The organism is Kerstersia gyiorum, from assembly GCF_048595715.1.
Lineage (GTDB): Bacteria > Pseudomonadota > Gammaproteobacteria > Burkholderiales > Burkholderiaceae_B > Kerstersia > Kerstersia gyiorum.
In genome coordinates this window covers 2,295,059-2,315,244 of the sequence record NZ_CP169556.1, presented here as the reverse complement: position 1 = coordinate 2,315,244, position 20,186 = coordinate 2,295,059, and the positions used below count along the sequence as shown (strand labels likewise).

The 20,186-nt window shown below is 59.1% G+C and carries 12 protein-coding genes and 1 tRNA gene; 10 read left to right on the top strand and 3 right to left on the bottom strand.

What is annotated here, in order from left to right; all coding sequences use genetic code 11:
- Window positions 1-46: 46 nt before the first annotated feature.
- Together ACEW7X_RS10230 and ACEW7X_RS10225 are read left to right on the top strand one after the other, a co-directional pair.
- A complete protein-coding gene (locus ACEW7X_RS10230; RefSeq protein WP_257740523.1) occupies window positions 47-364 on the top strand; it encodes a hypothetical protein in 318 nt (105 codons plus the stop codon).
- Window positions 365-513: 149 nt separating this feature from the next.
- Window positions 514-1,224, top strand: coding sequence for a metallophosphoesterase (locus ACEW7X_RS10225; protein ID WP_257740524.1), 711 nt, complete (start codon window positions 514-516; stop codon window positions 1,222-1,224).
- Window positions 1,225-1,340: 116 nt separating this feature from the next.
- Here the strand turns inward: ACEW7X_RS10225 and ACEW7X_RS10220 are convergent.
- Window positions 1,341-1,414, bottom strand: a tRNA-Cys gene (locus ACEW7X_RS10220).
- A gap of 994 nt (window positions 1,415-2,408) precedes the next feature.
- Here ACEW7X_RS10220 and ACEW7X_RS10215 point away from each other — a divergent pair.
- The 4 genes from ACEW7X_RS10215 to ACEW7X_RS10200 all read left to right on the top strand — a co-directional run bounded on the left by ACEW7X_RS10215 (window position 2,409) and on the right by ACEW7X_RS10200 (window position 15,049).
- Window positions 2,409-3,425 carry an AraC family transcriptional regulator gene (locus ACEW7X_RS10215; RefSeq protein ID WP_130487414.1) on the top strand — a complete coding sequence of 339 codons (1,017 nt, stop codon included), beginning with the start codon at window positions 2,409-2,411 and terminating at the stop codon, window positions 3,423-3,425.
- A gap of 637 nt (window positions 3,426-4,062) precedes the next feature.
- Window positions 4,063-13,326, top strand: a complete 9,264-nt coding sequence (locus ACEW7X_RS10210; protein WP_420177171.1) for a YadA-like family protein — start codon at window positions 4,063-4,065, stop codon at window positions 13,324-13,326.
- A 116-nt stretch (window positions 13,327-13,442) separates the two neighbouring features.
- A complete protein-coding gene (locus tag ACEW7X_RS10205; protein ID WP_127774557.1) occupies window positions 13,443-14,243 on the top strand; it encodes an OmpA family protein in 801 nt (266 codons plus the stop codon).
- Between the two features lie 218 nt (window positions 14,244-14,461).
- Window positions 14,462-15,049 (top strand): SecDF P1 head subdomain-containing protein, encoded by a 588-nt coding sequence (locus ACEW7X_RS10200; RefSeq protein WP_420177170.1) that lies wholly within the window; start codon window positions 14,462-14,464, stop codon window positions 15,047-15,049.
- A 30-nt stretch (window positions 15,050-15,079) separates the two neighbouring features.
- Here ACEW7X_RS10200 and ACEW7X_RS10195 read toward each other — a convergent pair whose 3' ends face one another.
- On the bottom strand, window positions 15,080-15,796 hold the full coding sequence (locus ACEW7X_RS10195; protein ID WP_127774555.1) for an MgtC/SapB family protein: 717 nt from the start codon (window positions 15,794-15,796) through the stop codon (window positions 15,080-15,082).
- Window positions 15,797-15,924: 128 nt separating this feature from the next.
- A complete protein-coding gene (locus ACEW7X_RS10190; protein WP_420177169.1) occupies window positions 15,925-16,836 on the bottom strand; it encodes a LysR substrate-binding domain-containing protein in 912 nt (303 codons plus the stop codon).
- 167 nt (window positions 16,837-17,003) lie between these two features.
- On the opposite strand from ACEW7X_RS10190, the gene hcaE reads away from it, so the two are divergent.
- The 4 genes from hcaE to hcaB all read left to right on the top strand — a co-directional run bounded on the left by hcaE (window position 17,004) and on the right by hcaB (window position 20,155).
- Window positions 17,004-18,362 (top strand): 3-phenylpropionate/cinnamic acid dioxygenase subunit alpha, encoded by a 1,359-nt coding sequence (hcaE, locus tag ACEW7X_RS10185; RefSeq protein WP_068370714.1) that lies wholly within the window; start codon window positions 17,004-17,006, stop codon window positions 18,360-18,362.
- Window positions 18,359-18,907, top strand: coding sequence for a 3-phenylpropionate/cinnamic acid dioxygenase subunit beta (gene hcaF / locus ACEW7X_RS10180; RefSeq protein ID WP_205704105.1), 549 nt, complete (start codon window positions 18,359-18,361; stop codon window positions 18,905-18,907). The genes hcaE and hcaF overlap by 4 nt, the downstream gene beginning before the upstream one ends.
- Window positions 18,908-19,022: 115 nt before the next feature.
- Window positions 19,023-19,343: a 3-phenylpropionate/cinnamic acid dioxygenase ferredoxin subunit gene (gene hcaC / locus ACEW7X_RS10175; protein ID WP_068370720.1), complete on the top strand. Its 321-nt coding sequence runs from the start codon at window positions 19,023-19,025 to the stop codon at window positions 19,341-19,343.
- Window positions 19,343-20,155, top strand: coding sequence for a 3-phenylpropionate-dihydrodiol/cinnamic acid-dihydrodiol dehydrogenase (gene hcaB, locus ACEW7X_RS10170; protein ID WP_068370723.1), 813 nt, complete (start codon window positions 19,343-19,345; stop codon window positions 20,153-20,155). Before hcaC ends, hcaB begins: the two co-directional genes overlap by 1 nt.
- Window positions 20,156-20,186 lie beyond the last annotated feature (31 nt).

Sequence of the window (20,186 nt, the reverse complement as noted above, 5' to 3'; positions counted from 1 at the left end):
AAACTTCTCGGGTATGATGGAATCATCCTACATGCGGAGGTGAGCGATGTCCGAAGTCAAAAACAGCGCAATGGAACTGGCCCGGCTGCATGCAGCGGAGGCCCAGGTGGAAATCCAGGCTGCGGCCGTTTCTCCGACGCGACGCTCAGATGAACTGCGCATCGAGGCTCAAGTCGCCGCCAGGAATTTCCCCGGGCGAGAACAGGAATTCATGTCCGCCTACGATACCGAACTGGAAAATCAGATGGCCCAGGCCTCGCTCGAGGCCGCGAAAACAGGTGAAAAAGCTGGCGCCTGGATCAATATCGCCAGCCTGGCCGTAGCCATCATCGTTGCGGCCGTCTTGTTGTTCTATCTGGTCTAAGGGCCGACAGAACACGGCATCCACCGGCGTGGCTGGTCTGTGCCCAGGATGCGTCCGGTGATTGTCGGGACAGCGGCTTGATGGTCATGCCCGACGGCTGCCTTGCCGTGGCGGCAAGTGAGTGGGGATGCCGCAACACGTTTATGGCAATGAAACTGCAACACTTCACCATCAACCGGGGCGGCCGGGACTTTGCCGTGGGCGACATCCATGGCTGTTACTCGAAACTGCAAGCGGTGCTGCTAAGCATTGGATTCGACTGCACGCGCGACCGGCTCTTCGCGGTCGGCGACCTGGTTGACCGCGGCCCTGAGAATGCAGCCGTGCTGGAGTGGCTGGCCCGACCCTGGTTCCATTCCGTCATGGGAAACCATGACAACATGGCATTGCGCTGGCCCAATGGGTGCATGCAGGAAGCCAACTACCGCGAAAATGGCGGCGCCTGGAACATAGACCAGCCGCGCGCAGCCCAGGAACGTATCGCGCAGGCCATGGCGGCGCTGCCTTTCGCCATCGAAATCGAAACATCGGCTGGATTGGTCGGGCTGGTACATGCCGACGTGCCGCGCAGCAGCTGGCAAGCCTTCACCGCCGCGCTACTGGGCGAGCACGGGACTGCCAAGGCGCGCAATGTCAGCAGCATGGCCATGTGGTCCCGTGAACGCATAGGCGCGAACAACATATCAGGTGTCGCGGGGGTACGCGCAGTCGTTGCAGGGCATACCCCGCTCACTGAACCGCTGGTACTGGGCAACGTCTATCACATCGACACCGGCGCGGTATTCGGACGGGAATTCACCATCCTGGATCTTGAAACGCTGGAATTCGTGCGATGTCCAGTCGTTCCGTCGATGCGATAGACAGGGATGGCGCGACAACATGTTGCGATGTACGCCGCGACGGGGGGCAATGTCAAAAAATCCCCATACAGAAAACAAAAAAGGCTTACACAGATCGTGTAAGCCTTTGATTTGTTTGGAGGCGCAAGCCGGAATCGAACCGACGTACACGGATTTGCAATCCGCTGCATAACCACTCTGCCATTGCGCCATTTGCACCACAGAGGCCCGAAGTATACACGTTTCATCCCGTTTTTGAGCGTTATGAAAGGCTTCAAGGCGTCCGTCGTGAAGCTTTAAATATTAACGTCCTTCCAGCATGGTGTCAAGTCTTGCGGCGGCAGGGGCTGTGGGTAGAAGCCAGGTCGAGGTTAGCGGCTGGTTTTCCCCAGCTTTTCAAAATCGCCAATTACTGTTCTGGAAATAATTATCGGGGCACTTTATTTGTTGCCCCGATTTACTGGTGAAACGTGGTGGAGAATCGCGAGATTCAAGGAGTAACAATATATCGTTTTATTGTAGGGTGCTGCTCTGTTGCTGTTTTGAGAATCGGCTTGCGAATGGGTGCTTGGAGCTGAGAATGACTGCCGTAGACTTTCCGCTGGTAGTCTATGAGTTCTTGCTCTATAGAAGTCCATGCCCAAAAGTCTTGTGAACTGTTGTCACGGTGCTGATACATAGCTGATCTCCCCCGTAGCTTTTGATAACCGTAAACATATCAGAATTTTCTATATTCTTGAATCTTTGATGGCTTGTTCTTGCAATTTTTAAACAAAATCCGATTTTTGTATCAAAATTTTTCTAAAAATGTCGTTATGTTTTTATCCCGGGGCCAGGAGGAAAGCGAAAAAACACAGTGGTTCTGATTTCACAGAGTTTTTCCGCTTTTTTCCCCGTTTTAGAGACTGGGGGTTGGAGGAGGACGGCTCGATATAGAGAATGATCTTATTTTTTTGAGTATCCGATGTGAATTGTTTCAGTCGGTTTTAAAATCATCGGCCTTGATGTTTATAAATTTCGAATTTTTTCGAGGTCTAATCAGAAATTGCAGATGGTTTGACACTTCATATGGGTTTTTTGCGTTTTTGACCTATATTAAGTGAAAAAAATGCTATTTCTTGTTTCAAGAAATATCCCATCCTAGACAATAAGGCAGTACCGGTTCCGGCGTCGGTTCAGGGTGTTGCCAATTCTTCTAATCAGGGATGGAGCAATATCAGGCCATGCTATTAAATTATTCAGTTGCCATGCCTGCATGGAAAGTGGAGCAGGATGTTCTCGGCAGCTTTTTGGAGTTCATGGTCCGGGATCGGATTTTTCGCACACTGATATCCGTTCCTCGACATTTGGCAACGCAATGCTCAGCCGAGGTTGATACGGATGATGGCGGGCAAATCAAGAAATATGAAGTCGGTGATTTTCCTTTACGTGCCGAGCCCGAAGATAGCTGGTTGCTGATATATACCCGCGTGAAGTGGAGCATTATGGTCCGCGGGGATTTCGTTGTTTTCCCGGAAGGTGAACTGGCATTGATGCGTAGCCGGGATATTGATGCCGCTGGTTTTCATGATTTCCGTGGCAGCATGTTGGTATTGCCTAGTCAGGCGTTGACGCTTTATGACCGTACGCTATTAATGCGTCAAGCAGGAAAGATTCGTCTCAAGGTAGGCTGGGGGAGGATTCTGGCTGCCTATATTGAAAGTCTGGATGTGCAGATTCTGGCGCAGGCCGTGCGCGATGAGTCGGCCTGGTTGATGTTGGAACAGCACATTATGGCATTGCTCAGGCGTGCCTTGCTGGGAGGGTTTGAGTCCAGGAGCGGGCAGGGTTTGGAGAGTGATGCCCAGGACGCTCTGCGCAGCAAGGGAGAGGTGCTGTTCCAGCGGCTGTGCGCCTGGATTGCGGAGAACTACGCTAATCCGGAGATGTCTTCGGATTTCGTGGCCAGCCATTTTGATATTTCGCCACGCTATATCCAGAATCTTTTCTCCAAATACGGGAAAGGTGAAACTTTTGTTTCCTATTTGCGCGATAAAAGGATGCGGCGCGCCTGGGAGATGCTGACGAGTATCGACTTCATTCACCAGAGCGTTTCCGAAATTTGCTGGAACTGCGGTTTTTCAGACCCCGTCTACTTTGGCAAAATTTTCAGGCGCTTCTATGGGATGACTCCCGGGATGGCTCGCAAGAATAGCTTACGAGAAGTCGCGGAAAGAGTCTGACGTTGCAGCACGACAAGGTAATGATGCCGGCCCCTTAGGGCCGGATTTTTTTTGCTGTCGCAGAGAGGAAGCATCAAAGGACATTGCGTCAGAGAATGACATCAGGCTGTGTGGCGTTTTTATTACTAGGGACGGATGAAAGGCATTTTGTTTTCATTGTTTTCCTAAAAAATATCAGGATTCAAGGATGAAAAATCTTAACGCAAGTTTTTTGACAAGTGAAAAATAATGCAATTGTTTTGTGGGTTCAGTTTCCGTCATATGTCAAAGTTCACGGAAATTATTTTTTAATAATGTCATACATTGACAAAGTGAGCCATTTTTGCGCATATATACCATGAGTTTTCGCTAATCGCCTAGTTGTGTTTTGATCTGAAATGAAACCATAGCCGCGATTCTTCTGTATCTGGGAAGAGGTTTGCGGATCTTCTTCTATGTCATTGGTTATTCGGAGCGTTTCGGGTGCAGCCTAGTGCCGTGCCCGTGTCGCAGCAGTTATCTGTATCAATGGGCAGGACGCCCGTAGATACCCGTTAACGATCGCGGCACACGTGTTTTCTGGTTCGCCAGGCATACCCGAACACTGTGATAGTGGAAAGTCCGTTTCGATCTGGTGGTTTCTTGATTAGGGTTATTCATGAACAAGGCATACCGTAATGTATGGAGCGAAGCGACGGGCACGTTTGTGGCTGTGGCAGAGAATGTAAAGGCGCGGGGCAAGCGTTCTTCCAGCGCTAAAACGCTGGCCAAGGTGACCCTGGCGGTTGCTGCGCTGGGTGCGGCAGGTGCTGCCCAGGCCGATGTCACCCTTGATGGCTCCACGCCAGTCGTAACGGATGGCGCTGAAATTATTTTTGAAAATGGTGCTGGCAAGATCACGTTCACTAACGGCGGCACAATTGATTTTGGCGCAACGGGCGGCACGATCACCGGCCTGAACGATGGCGCCGTCGATGCCGCCAGCCGCGATGCAGTGACGGGCAAGCAGCTGCATGCAACGAATCAGGAAATCAGTGGTGTGCAGGGTAGCGTGGCGGCGCTGCAGGTGGACATGTCCGCAGCTCAGAACGACATCACTACGTTGCAAGGCGACCTTTCGACGGCGCAAGGCAACATCTCGACGCTGCAGGGTGACGTCTCCACAGCGCAAGGCAACATCTCGACGCTGCAGGGTGACGTCTCCACAGCGCAAGGCAACATCTCGACGCTGCAGGGCGATGTCTCCACGGCGCAGGGCAACATTTCGACGTTGCAGGGTGACGTCTCCACGGCCAAGAACAATATCTTGACGCTGCAAGGGGACGTTTCGACGGCCAATACCAATATCGCTGATCTGCAAAACGACCTGGCGCTGCTGCAAGGCGGCACGACGACGGCCGACGGCTATTCGGGTGTCAAGTACTTCCGCGTGAAGTCCGATGGCGACGATGCCCAAGCGACGGGCGACGACGCGATTGCAATTGGTCCGAATGCCAACGCTGCGGGCGCGGCTTCGATTGCCGCTGGTGTTGATAGTTTAGTCAAGGGGGCAAGCTCTATCGCTGTCGGCGAGCGTGCGACGGTTGATTCCGAGTTCGTGACGAACGCCATTGCTATCGGTACCGATGCCGCCGTTCAGGGCAAGGACAGCAGTGGTGCCGTGGCCCTGGGTAGCAATTCCGTAGCTTCCGCTGCCAATGCAGCGGCGCTGGGGGCAGGTGCAAACGCCAGCGGTGCGAACGCCGTTGCGCTGGGCAACGCTGTTGCTGCTGGCGGGAATGCGCTGGCGGCCGGCAATGGCGCCAACGCGCTCTCGCCTAACAGCATCGCCCTGGGTGTCGATGCAGGCAAGGGCACGCAAGGCACACTGGCCGATGACCGTACGTCGCATATCGCGATCGGTACCGGTTCGGGCCAGAATGTCGTTGGCAATCAGACGGTTGCTCTGGGCTACGGTGCAGGCTCCAATGTTTCCGGCGACCAGAATATCGCTGTGGGTTCGCAAGCTGGTTCGGGTGTGGACGGTGACTTGACTGTCGCCATTGGTTACCAGGCCAACAAGGACATCGGCGTAGCGGATCACGCCGTGGCACTGGGTGCCTTGACGCAGGCTGGCCGCGATTCCGTGGCTGCGGGCTACGGCGCAGTGGCTTCCAGCGAAGGCGCGATTGCCATCGGCACGAACTCGAACGTCAGCAGCGGGCAGGGCGTGGCCCTGGGACGCAACGCCAACGCAGTGGGCGCCAGCGTGGCGCTTGGCACCAATTCAGTGGCAACGCTTACCGATGCGCAAGGCACGGGTTTCCTGACCGGCAGCAACTTCAATGATGGCAGCGTCGTCTCTGTGGGCAATGCGGGCCAGCAACGCCGTATTGTTAACGTCGCTGATGGTTCCAATAACTATGATGCGGTCAACGTCGGGCAGCTCAAGGCCTCGCAGATCAGCGTGGCCAATCTGGTTGGCGTGACCGTTGATAGCACCACTGGCGAGTACTCCAAGATTACGGTAGGCAAGGATATCAACGGTCAGGATATCGTGGTGGATACCGTTGCCGAAGGCCTGGAACTGCTGGGTAGCGGCGCTGTGGTTTCCGTATTGCCCGCTGACGCAGTCAAGTACAACGCCGCCGGCCAGATCAATAACGTGACGGCAGGCACACTAGCGACAGATGCTGTCAATGTTGGCCAAATGAACACCGCAATCGCGGAAAAGGGCGCCAAGTACTACAGCGTAAATTCGGTCAACCCGACGAACCGCGACAATTCCGGCGCTACCGGCACTGACGCCATTGCGATCGGGCCGGAGGCCGGCGCGACCAAGAATGCCGGTGTGGCCGTCGGCCTGCAATCCCGCGCCGAAGGCAACGAAGCGACCGCTATTGGCTACAACAGCAATGCGCTGGGCAATCAGTCCAGCGTACTGGGCAATACCAGTTTTGCCTATGGGGATCGCAGTGTCGCAATCGGCAGCGAAGCCCGCAGCAACGGCGAAAATTCCATCGTCATGGGGACCAATGCACAGGCTGACGTGAAGGTTCCTGGCGCAACGGTAGACAATGCCATTGTGATTGGTACCGACGCAGAAGTGTCGGCCGACTACGGCATTTCCCTGGGTTTTGATGCAACGGTCAACCAGGACCGTGGCATTGCTCAAGGTTACAAGGCAGCGGCCACCGGCGAGGATGCAACGGCTATCGGCAGCAATGCCCATGCGTCTGCGACCAATGCGTTTGCCAGCGGTACGAATGCCCAGGCTTCGGGCAACAATTCGATCGCTTCCGGTACGAACGCCCACGGGTATGCCAATAGCGGTATTGCACTGGGTGATGGTGCGGTATCTGGCCGTCAGGTGCTGGTGCCGGACGACTCCTTGCAGAATTTCAACTCGATCGCCGTGGGTACGGCATCCAAGGCGACGGCACTGAATGCCAGCGCCCTGGGGCGCACGGCGGAAGCAACTGAAGAGCAGGCGCTGGCGATCGGTGACGCTGCCAAGGTCAGCGGCAAGCAGGCGACTGGTGTCGGGGCCGGTAATACGGTTTCTGGCGCACAGGCATTCGCGGGCGGCGCCGGAAACACGGTCGGTGGTGCAGGCGCCAGCGTGGTTGGCAATGAAAATAGCGTGGCGGCTGCTGGTGCGGGTGCATTCGGCAACGACAATACGCTGACGAATCGCGCCACGAACAGCCGCATCGTTGGTAATGGCAACCAGATCACGGCTGCCAACTCCTTCGTTGTCGGCAATGGCAATGACCTGAACGTCGGTGACGCCTTCGTGCTGGGCAATGGCGCTTCCGTGGCGAACGCTGGCGGCGTGGCCATCGGCTCGGGCAGTGCTTCTACTGCAGCTGCGGGTGTCGCCGGTTATGCGGCCAATGCCGGTCACAACACGTTGTCCAATCTGAATGCCGTTTCGGCGACCGTCAGCACAGCTGCTGCTGTTGCTGTTGGTTCGGATTCGGTGCGTCGCCAGATTACCGGGGTGGCAGCAGGTACCGCAGATACCGATGCCGTCAACGTGGCACAACTGAAGTCCACGGGCTGGAACATCGCCACCGGCAACACCAGCGGCACGACAAATACCACCCATGTCAGCTCAGCTAATGGTGATATCGTGGATATCGGCCTGGCGACTGGTGAAAACAATCTGGACGTGACGCGCTCGACCTCGGGCAATACCACGACCATCGCCTATTCCTTGAAGAAGAACCTCGACCTGGGCAGCGCAGGTAGTGTCAAGACGGGCGATACGACGCTGAACAATGCTGGTGTGCAGATCGCCAATGGAGGCAATGTCACCAACGTCGGCGCTGGCTCCTTGAGCGTCAGCAACGGTTCTAACACCGTTACCGTCAACAGCAGCACCGGTACGGTCAATGGTCTGACGAACAAGACTTTCAATGCCAATAGCTTCACGAGCGGCCAGGCGGCTACCGAAGACCAGCTCAAGCAGGTGAGCGGTGATCTGACCACGTTGGGCTTCGCGATCGAAGATGAATCGGGCAACAAGATCCAGAAGAGCCTGGGCGAGTCTGCACCGATCGTCGGCGACGGCAATATTGAAACGGCCGTACAAAATGGCAAGCTGGTGGTTGGTCTGGCGGATAACGTCAATGTCAGCCAGAACCTGACGGTAGGCGGCAATAGCAGCGTTGCGGGCAACAGCTCGGTGGGCGGTACGCTGAACGTGGCCGGTTCCACGACGCTGAACAACACGCTACAAGTAGCTGGCAGCACGACGCTGGCAGGTGGCGCCACCATTGGCAACAATCTGACGGTCAACCCGTCTACCAACGTCAACTTCGGCGGCAATCAGCTGCATGGCGTGGCGGAAGGCACCCTGGGAACGGATGCCGTCAACGTTAATCAGTTGAACTCCACCAAGCAGGACATCATCACCGAGGGCTTTGCGCTCAAGGCTCAAGATGGCCAGACGGTGCAGAAAAAACTGGGTGAAGCGGTCGACGTGGTCGGCGGCGACACCAATGTCGTCACCTTGGTGGATAACGGCCAGGTCAAGGTCAAGCTGGCCGACAGCGTGTCGATCAAGGACAATCTGACGGTGGGCGGCAATAGCAGCGTGGCGGGCAACAGCACGGTGGGCGGCACGCTCAACGTGGCTGGCGCGACGACGCTGGCAGGCGGTGCAAACATCAGCAACCACCTGACGGTCAACCCGAATACCACGGTCAACATGGGTGGCAACAAGGTTGGCGGCGTGGGCGCGGGCGAGGTTTCCTCGACGAGCCAGGAAGCGGTCAACGGCAGCCAGCTGTTCGACGTGGCGAACCGTCCGCTGGGCTTCTCGGCAGACCAGGGTAGCGACGTTAGCCGCAAGCTGGGCGAAACGCTGGCGATCAATGGTGCAGACAGCAACATCGTCACCAAGACGACGGCTGCCAACGGCATCGAGATCGAACTGGCGAAGAACCTGGACCTGGGCAGCGCCGGCAGCATCAAGCTGGGTGATACGACGGTCAACAATGGCGGCCTGAGCATCGTTGGCGGCCCGAGCGTGACCAAGACCGGCATCAACGCCGGTGGCGCGAAGATCACGAATGTGGCTGCCGGTTCGGACGACACCGATGCCGTGAACGTGAGCCAGCTCAATGATGTTGCCGCCGTGGCCAACAGTGGCTGGAACCTGAGCGCGGAAGGCGGCAATCAGTCGAACGTGGCGCCGGGTGCAAGCGTGGATCTGTCGTCCTCGGACGGCAACATCGACATCACCAAGGGGGCAGCCGACGGGAACGTGACGTTCGCATTGGCGGATACGCTGGAGCTGGGCACGGTCAATGTCAGCAACAACCTGACGGTGGCAGGCACGACGAACCTGGGCGACAGCACGCTGGTGGTGAACAAGGGCAATGTGACCTACGCACCGAACACCACGATCAACATGGGTGGCAACAAGATCACCAATGTGGCCGAAGGAACGGATGGCACGGATGCCGTGAACAAGGACCAGCTGGACCGCCTGGCGGATACCCCGCTGACCTTCGTGGCGGACTCCGGCACGCCGCTGGACCGCAAGCTGGGCCAGCAGGTGGCCTTTACCGGTTCGAACGCCAATCTCAGCACGACGACCACCGCCAACGGCGTGGAAATCGCGCTGGCTGACGACCTGGACCTGAATAGCGTCAAGACGGGCAATACGCTGATCAACAACAGTGGCGTGCAGGTGGGCCAGAACGTGCACCTGGGCAATACCGGCCTGGTGATCGCGAATGGCCCGAGCGTGACGAACAGCGGCATAGACGCTGGCGACAAGATCATCCAGAACGTGAAGGCCGGCGTGGCCGACACCGACGGGGTGAACGTGAGCCAGTTGAAGGGCGTGGAAAACGTGGCCAATATGGGCTGGAACGTGACGGCTAACGGCACGAACTCGACCAACGTCAAGCCGGGTGACACGGTGGATCTGACTGACGCCGATGGCAACATTGTCGTCGCCAAGGGTACGGACACCAATCCGCATCAGGTGACATTTGGCCTGGCCGACAGCGTGTCGATCAAGGACAATCTGACGGTGGGCGGCAATAGCAGCGTGGCGGGCAACAGCACGGTGGGCGGCACGCTCAACGTGGCTGGCGCGACGACGCTGGCAGGCGGTGCAAACATCAGCAACCACCTGACGGTCAACCCGAATACCACGGTCAACATGGGTGGCAACAAGGTTGGCGGCGTGGGCGCGGGCGAGGTTTCCTCGACGAGTCAGGAAGCGGTCAACGGCAGCCAGCTGTTCGACGTGGCGAACCGTCCGCTGGGCTTCTCGGCAGACCAGGGTAGCGACGTTAGCCGCAAGCTGGGCGAAACGCTGGCGATCAATGGTGCAGACAGCAACATCGTCACCAAGACGACGGCTGCCAACGGCATCGAGATCGAACTGGCGAAGAACCTGGACCTGGGCAGCGCCGGCAGCATCAAGCTGGGTGATACGACGGTCAACAATGGCGGCCTGAGCATCGTTGGCGGCCCGAGCGTGACCAAGACCGGCATCAACGCCGGTGGCGCGAAGATCACGAATGTGGCTGCCGGTTCGGACGACACCGATGCCGTGAACGTGAGCCAACTCAATGATGTTGCCGCCGTGGCCAACAGTGGTTGGAACCTGAGCGCGGAAGGCGGCAATCAGTCGAACGTGGCGCCGGGTGCAAGCGTGGATCTGTCGTCCTCGGACGGCAACATCGACATCACCAAGGGGGCAGCCGACGGGAACGTGACGTTCGCACTGGCGGATACGCTGGAGCTGGGCACGGTCAATGTCAGCAACAACCTGACGGTGGCTGGCACGACGAACCTGGGCGACAGCACGCTGGTGGTGAACAAGGGCAATGTGACCTACGCACCGAACACCACGATCAACATGGGTGGCAACAAGATCACCAATGTGGCCGAAGGAACGGATGGCACGGATGCCGTGAACAAGGACCAGCTGGACCGCCTGGCGGATACCCCGCTGACCTTCGTGGCGGACTCCGGCACGCCGCTGGACCGCAAGCTGGGCCAGCAGGTGGCCTTTACCGGTTCGAACGCCAATCTCAGCACGACGACCACCGCCAACGGCGTGGAAATCGCGCTGGCTGATGACCTGGATCTGAATAGCGTCAAGACGGGCAATACGCTGATCAACAACAGTGGCGTGCAGGTGGGCCAGAACGTGCACCTGGGCAATACCGGCCTGGTGATCGCGAACGGCCCGAGCGTGACGAACAGCGGCATAGACGCTGGCGACAAGATCATCCAGAACGTGAAGGCCGGTGTGGCCGACACCGACGGGGTGAACGTGAGCCAGTTGAAGGGCGTGGAAAACGTGGCCAATATGGGCTGGAACGTGACGGCTAACGGCACGAACTCGACCAACGTCAAGCCGGGTGACACGGTGGATCTGACTGACGCCGATGGCAACATTGTCGTCGCCAAGGGTACGGACACCAATCCGCATCAGGTGACGTTCGGCCTGTCCGACACCCTGAACCTGGGCACGGTCAACGTCAGCAATAACCTGACGGTGGGCGGTACGACCAACCTGGGTAACAGCACCCTCATCGTCAAGGAAGGCGATATCAAGGTGGCAGGCGGCACGACGGTCAACATGGGTGGCAACAAGATCACCAATGTGGCCAAGGGCACGGATGGTTCGGACGCAGTCAACAAGGACCAGCTGGATGAACTGGCTAACACGCCGCTGACCTTCGTGGCGGAATCTGGCGCACCGCTGGATCGCAAGTTGGGTCAGCAAGTGGCCTTCACGGGGTCGAACGCCAATATCAGCACGAAGACCACCGCCAATGGCGTGGAAATCGCACTGGCCGACAACCTGGACCTGGGCGCCAATGGCAGCGTGACGACGGGTGATACCGTTGTGAACAACGCCGGCGTGAAGGTGGGCGGCGATGTGACCTTGAACAATACCGGCCTCATCATTGCTGGCGGCCCGAGCGTGACCACTGGCGGCATCAATGCGGGCGACCTGCAGATTACCAATGTGGCAGCCGGTACGGAGAACCACCATGCGGTCAACCTGGGGCAGCTGAAGGACGTCGAAACCATTGCCAACACCGGCTGGCAACTGTCGGTCAATGGCGATGCACGCCAGGATCAGAGCCAGGTCAAGCCGGGTGATGTGGTCGACTTCTCGACCGATGACGATGGCAACATCATCATCGACAAGACGGGTAACAACGTCGTCGTCAAGATGAGCCGCGACCTGGACCTGGATTCGGTGACTACCGGCCAGACCGTCATGAACAATGACGGCGTTAAGGTGGGCAACGATGTGTTCCTGAGCAGTGATGGCCTGCGTGCCGGTAATGTGATCATCTCTGCAGCAACCGGCATCAATGCCGGCGGCATGAAGATCACCAACGTTGCGGCAGGCACGGACCTGACAGACGCGGTGAACGTCAGCCAGTTGAAGGATGTCGAGCAGCAGGTCGGCAACCTGGATGATCGTGCGGTGAAGTATGACGGTAACGTCGGCGATCCGAAGAGCAAGATCACCCTGGAAGGCGATGTGTCGACGGACGGCGGCAAGACCGGCGGTACCACCATCACCAACGTGGCGCGTGGCGAAATTTCCGAGAACAGCACGGATGCCGTCAACGGCAGCCAGATCAAGGAAATGGGCGACAGCATCGCGGAAGGCATGGGCGGTAACTCGAAGTTCGAGGACGGCAAGCTGGTGACCGAGCTGAACGTGGGCGGCAACACCTACAACAATGTCAATGATGCGTTGAACGGCGTGAACAACGAGCTCAACACGAAGATCGACAATGTTGCGGAAGTGGCCAATGCCGGCTGGCAGATCGACACCAACGGTGAGGGTTCGAGCAAGGTTGCTCCGGGCAAGACGGTCAACTTCGTTGGCGGCAGCAATATCGAGATCTCTCGTGAAACCACGGCTGACGGCAACAACAATGTGACCGTGGGCCTGGCCAAGGACATCACTGTGGATTCCGTGACGGCCACGACCGTGACGGCGGATACGGTGAATGCCAAGGAAGTGGTGATCGAGAACGGTCCGGTCCTGAACCAGAACGGCATCGACATGCGTGACCAGCGCATCGTCAACGTCGCGGCTGGCCAGGCGCCCAACGACGCAGTGAACGTGAGTCAGTTGGAAGCGGCAACCGGCAATCTGCAGAACCAGGTCAACAGCGTGCGCGGCGACCTGCACAAGCTCGACAACAAGCTGAGCGCAGGTGTCGCGGCCGCCATGGCGACCGCAGGCCTGCCGCAGGCTTACCTGCCGGGCAAGAGCATGGCTGCGATTGCTGGTGGTACCTGGAATGGGGAATCCGGCTTTGCCATCGGTGTCTCGACGATTTCCGACAATGGCAAGTGGGTGATGAAGCTGTCTGGCAATACCAGCTCGCGCGGTGACTTCGGTGGCGCGGTTGGTGTGGGTTACCAGTGGTAATCACTGCCGGTTGAGCTTCGAGTGCTCCCGGCTGCGGCCGGGAGCATGCACCGGCAGGCGAGCATGCCTGCCGGTGGATCACCTCCAGACTTCCCGAATTTCAAAGGATATTTTTCATGAAGATCGTTTCTAACCGCCGTGCGCTGTGGGCAGCGCCCCTGGCCGCCGCCGTGCTGCTGGCCGGCTGCGGCACCTTGAGTAACGTCGATCGCGATGGCAAGACCGACGAACCGGTATTCCCGGAAGCAGAGAAGGTAACGCTGCATACCGGCACTTTTCCCAACCTGGCCGACTTGAACCAGGTGCAGGATGGCGTGACGCGCGACCAGATCTATGACTTGCTGGGCCGCCCGCATTTCGCCGAAGGTTTCCAGGTGCGTGAGTGGGATTATCTGTTCCACTTCCGTACCGCCGAAGGCATCAAAACCTGCCAATTCAAGATTCTGTTTGATTCTGACAAGGTGGCGCGCAGCTTCTACTGGGCGCCTGAGGATTGCCGTCCCCAGGCTGACGCGACGCCGTCGCCTGCGCCTGTCGTCGTGGCGCCGCAGAAGTATTCGCTGGGCAGCGACGTCGGTTTTGCCTTCGGCAGCGCGACGCTGACGGCGGCCGGCAGCAGCCGCATCGCGGAAATCGCCCGTGAGCTGAAGCAACAGAAGACCATTGATCAGCTGGAAGTGGTGGGTCATACCGATCGTATTGGCAGCGTGGCCTCCAATGACCTGCTGTCGCAGCGCCGTGCGGACGCGGTGCGCCACGAATTGGTCGCCAACGGCATTCCGGCCGCCAATATCCGTGCCTACGGCTATGGTCCGCGCCAACCGCTGGTGCAGTGCGATCAGGACAACCGTGCAGAACTGATCTCTTGCCTGGCGCCGAACCGCCGAGTGGATATCCAGGCCAGCGGTATCCGTTGAGGCCGCGAAGCGCAGCCGGCGCAGCCATGATGGTCTGCAGCCGCGCCGGCTGTCCTGCTGGAATCAACAGAAAACAGTCTCAGTGATGTATGGGCGGAAGCAACGGCATCGAGCAGGTCGCCGGTGGCTTCCGTTTCTTTTTTCCGGCAACGGAATTGAACAGAATTTTTTGCGGCTCGCGTTGAGGCGCCTGCCGTGTCAATCAGTGGAGTCTAGCGATGACGATGGCGATGAAAACGATTTTTTCCAAGCGAGCGGCCTGCCGTGGCCTGACGGTGCTGGGTGCTGTGTTGCTGGCCGCCTGCCAGCAGACCGCTCCGGTGCGTCAGGACGCGCAGCCGGATGCCGCCCAGCAGGCGGCAGCACAGCAACAACAGCAGCAGGCTGCCAGGGCAGTGGCCCAGGCGCCGGCAGCCAATAGCGCGCCTGCCGTCAGCTTCTTCCTGGCACAGGCCCAGCCTGCGGAAGGGCTGTCCGAGGTCGTGCTGAACCCGAATACCCGCCTGTATGCCTTGCCGCAACCAGTGTTTACACAGCAAGATCTGCAGCAGGTCCTGCCGGTGCGCAACAACCAGGGCCAGGTGTTCCTGCGTTTCGACTTCAATGAGCAGGGCGCGCAGAAGCTGGCAACGGTGACCAGCCGGGCGCAAGGCAACTACCTGATCCTCAGCATGCGCGACCAGATTGTGGCCGTGCCGCAGATCAATGCCGTTTACGACCAGGGATTCCTGCCGGTTCCGGTGCAGAGCGCCGAAGCTGCGCAGGCCATGCTGCAACTGCTGCGTCCCGCAGCGGCTCAGCAGTAAGCCGTTGCTGCGCTGACGGGGAAATCTTGCCTATTCGCGTGTGCTGGGGCTCCAGAAGGCCTGGCGCACGCCGTGCACCGCAGCCAGGCGCTGCACCAGTGTATCGAGGATTTTTCCGTCTACCGAAGTCGAGGCCAGCGTGGCCTCGATTTTGACTTCATCCTGCCCGAAAGGCTCGATTTCCAGTTCCTGCTTCGGGAAGCTGCAGCGTGCCAGTTCGTCCTTGAGATGCTGCATGACGTGCTTCTGGTGGGCACGGTCGACGATCATTTGTAGCGAATTGGTGACTTCCACGGATTCGGTATCGAGCGGCTGCCGGTTGATGGCGTCGACGACCGGGCGCAACAGTGTGTTGGCCGCCAGGACGAAGACCGTGCCCAGGATCGCTTCGATCAGCAGGTCCGAGCCTGCCGCTGCGCCGACGGCGGCCGAGCCCCACAATGTTGCCGCGGTATTGAGCCCGCGTACATTGCCTTCTTCGCGCATGATGACGCCCGCGCCCAGGAAACCGACACCCGAAACCACGTAGGCGATGACGCGTACTGCGCCATCCGCATCGTGCAGCCGGAACGCCACGTCAACGAATAATGCCGCGCCGACCGCAACCAGGACATTGGTGCGCAATCCGGCGGTGCGCTGGCGGTACTGGCGTTCGATCCCTATGATGCTGCCCAGGATGAAGGCAGCACTCAGGCTGACCAGGGTATCGAGCAGGGAAGGCAGGTTGATATTCTGAATGGCGTTCATGGTTTCCGTCTGGGGCTCTCTTTACGGCGCCTGCTCGGGTGCCTGTTGGGGCGCACTTGCTGGCAAGCATGGCGCGATTCTAGCCGCAGCGCATGTTGCCCATGTTGCAGCCGGCTGACATCCTCCATCTAGGCCTGCGGAGTGCGCTCGGTTGTGCCGGCGCTGCCTTGCGGCGGGATATGGAAGCGGTCGTTGCCGTTGTCAGGGCAAACCAGCTGGCGCAAGGTCGGCAGCAATGGCGACGGGTTGTTTGCCCGATACGCCATGATCAGGTCGATTTCCGGGGCATTGCTTTCGAACTGGCGCACGCACACGGAATGTCCGGCCATTGTGGCGGCATAGGCGGGCAGTAGGGCATAGCCTATCCCGGCACCCACGAGATTCACGTTCAACAGAATGTTGGAGGCCTGCTGGACGATGGGGCTCCTGACGCCATGGCGTTCCAGAAAGGTTTCCACCAGGTCGTACAGCGGCCGGGTGAATGCCGGATCGGAAGCAATGCGCGGCTCGCCGTCCAGCATCTGCGGCGTGATCCGGCGCATGGCGGAAAGTGGATGGCTGGCGGGCAGAAAGACCTGCAGCGGTTCGGTATAGACCAGATGAGTGACCAGTTCGCTGGATTGCAGCGGCGGGCGCAGGAAGGCGACGTCGATATCGCCGCGTAGCAGCGCCGGTTCCTGTTCGTCGTTGATCAGGCTGTGCAGGCTGATGTTCAAGGTCGGATAGTGCATGCGCAGCTCTGGCAGGATGGACGGAAAAATCCGGATCTCTGCTGATGGCACAAAACATATCTTCAGGGTCTGTTCGGTGTGCCGGCCAGCGCGGCGGGCGCGGGTGACGGCATTGTCTACCTGCATCAGCGCCTGGCGCGCCTCGGTCAGGAAAACTTTGCCGACCTCGGTCAGTTCGACGCGCCGTTTAGTGCGCTCGAGCAGCGGGAATCCGATCTCTTCTTCCAGGTGGATGATTTGCTGGCTCAGTGAAGGCTGGGAGGTGTGTAGTCGTTGTGCGGCGCGAGTGAAGCTCAATTCCTCAGCCACGGCAATGAAATATCTTAGATGTCTTAGTTCCATGGCTGTATTAATAGGTTGTACGTCTTAATAGAGATGAAACAACTATTTTACAGAGACTGCAGCTTTGCTGACAATTTGCCCTCAAGTGCTGCACAGATCAGCACTGGGAACCATGCAGAACAAGGAGACAAAGCATGTCCAATAGCACGCTGCGGGATATAGAGGCCTTGGTGGATGCGCAAAACGGCCGCGTCACCCCGTCCATCTATACCGATCCCGAGATCTATGAACTGGAATTGGAAAGGATTTTCGGGCGCTGCTGGCTGTTCCTGGCGCATGAAAGCCAGATTCCCAAGGCCGGCGATTTCTTCAATACCTATATGGGGGAAGACCCGATTGTCGTGGTGCGCCAGAAGGATGGCTCCATCAAGGCCTTCCTGAACCAGTGCCGCCATCGGTCCATGCGCGTCAGCTTCGCGGATTCCGGCAATACCCGCGCCTTTACCTGTCCGTACCATGGCTGGTCCTATGGCGTCGATGGTGCCTTGGTGGAAGTGCCGCTGGAATCCCGAGCCTATCCGCAGGGCCTGTGCAAGGAAAAGTGGGGATTGCAGGAAGTGACCCGCATCGAGACCTACAAGGGCCTGATCTTCGGCAACTGGGACGCGAGCGCGCCCGGCCTGCGGGAGTACATGGGCGATATCGCCTGGTACCTGGATGGGGTGCTGGATCGCCGCGAAGGCGGCACCGAGATCATCGGCGGTCCGCACAAGTGGGTGATCGACTGCAACTGGAAATTCCCGGCAGAGCAATTCGCCAGCGATCAATACCACGCATTGTTCAGCCATGCCTCGGCCGTCCAGGTGCTGGGCGCCAAAAGCGAGGCCGACAAGGCGCTGGGTGCAGGCCAGACGGCCAGGCCGGTCTGGGAAACCGCCAAGGATGCGGTGCAGTTCGGCCAGGATGGACATGGTTGCGGCTTTTTCTTCACGGAAAAGCCGGATGCCAATGTCTGGGTCGACGGCGAAGTGTCGCAGTACTTCCGTGATACCTACCCGGAAGCGCTGGCGCGCCTGGGCGAGGTGCGTGCCCTGCGCCTGGCCGGCCACAACAACATGTTCCCCACGCTCTCCTGGCTCAACGGCACGGCAACGCTGCGGGTCTGGCACCCGAGAGGCCCGAACCAGGTGGAAGTCTGGGCTTTCTGTATCGCCGACAAGGCGGCGCCGGACGACGTGAAGGCTGCGTTCGAACGCAGCGCAACGCGCGCCTTCGGCCCGGCTGGTTTCCTGGAGCAGGATGATTCCGAAAACTGGGTGGAAGTACAGAAAGTCCTGCGCGGCAAGCGTGCCCGCAACAGCAAGCTTTGCCTGGAAATGGGGCTGGGACGCGAACGCCTGCGGGAAGATGGCATTCCCGGGGTAACCAACTACATTTTTTCGGAAACCGCAGCGCGAGGCATGTACCGCCGTTGGGCCGACCTGCTGTTGTCGGCAAACTGGGAAGAAGTCCAGGAGCGCACCCGCCAATATACCGAGGAGCTGGTGAAATGAGCACAACCGTGGAAACCATGGAACAAGGCAAGGTGGCCTCGCTGGCGTTGCACCATGAAATCGGGCAGTTCCTCTACCTGGAAGCGGAACTGCTGGACGACTGGGAGTTTCGCGACTGGCTCGATCTGCTGGCCGAAGATATCGAATACACCATGCGCACGACGGTCAATGCACAGACGCGTGATCGTCGCCGCAGTGTCCAGCCGCCTACAACCTGGGTATTCAACGATACCAAGTTCCAGTTGGAGCGACGCATCGCCCGCCTGGAGACCGGCATGGCCTGGGCCGAGGAGCCACCGTCGCGCACGCGCCATTTGATTACCAACTTGCGGGTGCGGGAATCGGCACTGCCCGACGAGTACGAGGTGAGGCTGAACTTCATCCTGTACCGGGCGCAGAAGGAGCGCGACGAGGTGTTCTACGCCGGCATGCGGCAAGACCGGGTGCGCAGGGCGCCACAGGCCGCCGGCTGGCAGCTGTGCCGTCGCCATATCACCCTGGATCAGGTTGTGATGACTTCCCATAACCTCAGCGTTCTGTTCTGACCCGTGCGGGCCCGGCGTGCAAGTGCAAGCCGGGGCCGGCCGGATCTGTGACGCATTCTGGCGCCGCTGGCCTGCCGGGCGGCTGGCGCCATATTCCTCAAGACGAGATTGCCTCATGCCACGTATTGCCGTTTGTCCTGACGACGCCTTGCCCGAAGGGGAGGCCGTCAAGATAGATTCGCCAGTCAGCCATATTGCCGTGATCCGTTCCGCCGGCGAGCTGTATGCGGTGACGGACCGCTGCAGCCATGGCAATGCCTCCATGTCGGAAGGCTATATCGAAGACGATGGGACCGTGGAATGTCCGCTGCACGCGGCGCGTTTCTGTCTCAAGACCGGCGTGGCGCTGTGCCAGCCCGCGACGGAGCCCTTGAATACCTATCCCGTGGTCGTTGATGCAGGCACGATCTACGTGGAAATTCCGGAGACGGCGTGATGGGCTGGTTGAAGAATGAATCCATCCTGGTGACAGGCGGCGGCTCAGGCCTGGGGCTGGCGCTGGTACAGCGCTTCGTGGACGAAGGCGCGCAGGTCACGGTGCTGGAACTGAATGCCGACAAGGTGGCTGCCCTGCAGTCCTGTTTTGGCACGGCGGTCGTGGCAGTGCAGGGCAATGTGTGTTCCGGAGCCGATAACCAGAGAGCGGTGGAGGCGGCCATGGCGCGCTGGGGCAAGCTGGATTGCTTTGTCGGCAACGCGGCCATCTGGGACCACGGCCTGAGTCTGATGGGCATGACGCAGGAGCAGCTGGAAAAGGGCTTCGACGAGTTGTTCTCGGTCAATCTCAAGGGCTACCTGCTGGGTGCCAGGGCAGCGGCACCGGCCTTGCTGGCTTCCGGCGGCAGCATGATCTTCACGTTGTCCAACTCGGCCTTCTATCCGGAAGGCGGCGGGCCGCTCTATACCGCCAGCAAGCATGCCGCAGTGGGCTTGATCCGCCAACTGGCCTTTGAACTGGCACCCAAAGTGCGCGTCAACGGCGTCGGGCCGTGTGGCATGGCCAGTGACTTGCGCGGGCCTGCGGCCCTGGGGCAGCAGGAAATGCGCATCATGGATTCGCGGACGCCGGACGCCATCGCCGCCATCCTGCCGCTGCAGTTTTTTCCGCAAGCCGAGGACTTCACCGGCCCGTATGTATTGCTGGCATCGCGCGCCAACAACCGGGTGCTCAGCGGGGTCATGATACAGGCCGACGCCGGCCTGGGCATACGGGGCATACGTCACGTGGCCGGCGGGTTGGATCTGTAGAGGCAGCTTGTCGGTACAGGCGTGTGCCGCA

What these genes read in the sequence shown, in the direction of transcription:
- ACEW7X_RS10230 (WP_257740523.1), top strand. Translation starts at nt 47, where the DNA reads ATGTCCGAAGTCAAAAACAGCGCAATGGAACTGGCCCGGCTGCATGCA.
- ACEW7X_RS10225 (WP_257740524.1), top strand. Translation starts at nt 514, where the DNA reads ATGAAACTGCAACACTTCACCATCAACCGGGGCGGCCGGGACTTTGCC.
- ACEW7X_RS10215 (WP_130487414.1), top strand. Translation starts at nt 2,409, where the DNA reads ATGGAGCAATATCAGGCCATGCTATTAAATTATTCAGTTGCCATGCCT.
- ACEW7X_RS10210 (WP_420177171.1), top strand. Translation starts at nt 4,063, where the DNA reads ATGAACAAGGCATACCGTAATGTATGGAGCGAAGCGACGGGCACGTTT.
- ACEW7X_RS10205 (WP_127774557.1), top strand. Translation starts at nt 13,443, where the DNA reads ATGAAGATCGTTTCTAACCGCCGTGCGCTGTGGGCAGCGCCCCTGGCC.
- ACEW7X_RS10200 (WP_420177170.1), top strand. Translation starts at nt 14,462, where the DNA reads ATGACGATGGCGATGAAAACGATTTTTTCCAAGCGAGCGGCCTGCCGT.
- ACEW7X_RS10195 (WP_127774555.1), bottom strand. Translation starts at nt 15,796, where the DNA reads ATGAACGCCATTCAGAATATCAACCTGCCTTCCCTGCTCGATACCCTG.
- hcaE (WP_068370714.1), top strand. Translation starts at nt 17,004, where the DNA reads ATGTCCAATAGCACGCTGCGGGATATAGAGGCCTTGGTGGATGCGCAA.
- hcaF (WP_205704105.1), top strand. Translation starts at nt 18,359, where the DNA reads ATGAGCACAACCGTGGAAACCATGGAACAAGGCAAGGTGGCCTCGCTG.
- hcaC (WP_068370720.1), top strand. Translation starts at nt 19,023, where the DNA reads ATGCCACGTATTGCCGTTTGTCCTGACGACGCCTTGCCCGAAGGGGAG.
- hcaB (WP_068370723.1), top strand. Translation starts at nt 19,343, where the DNA reads ATGGGCTGGTTGAAGAATGAATCCATCCTGGTGACAGGCGGCGGCTCA.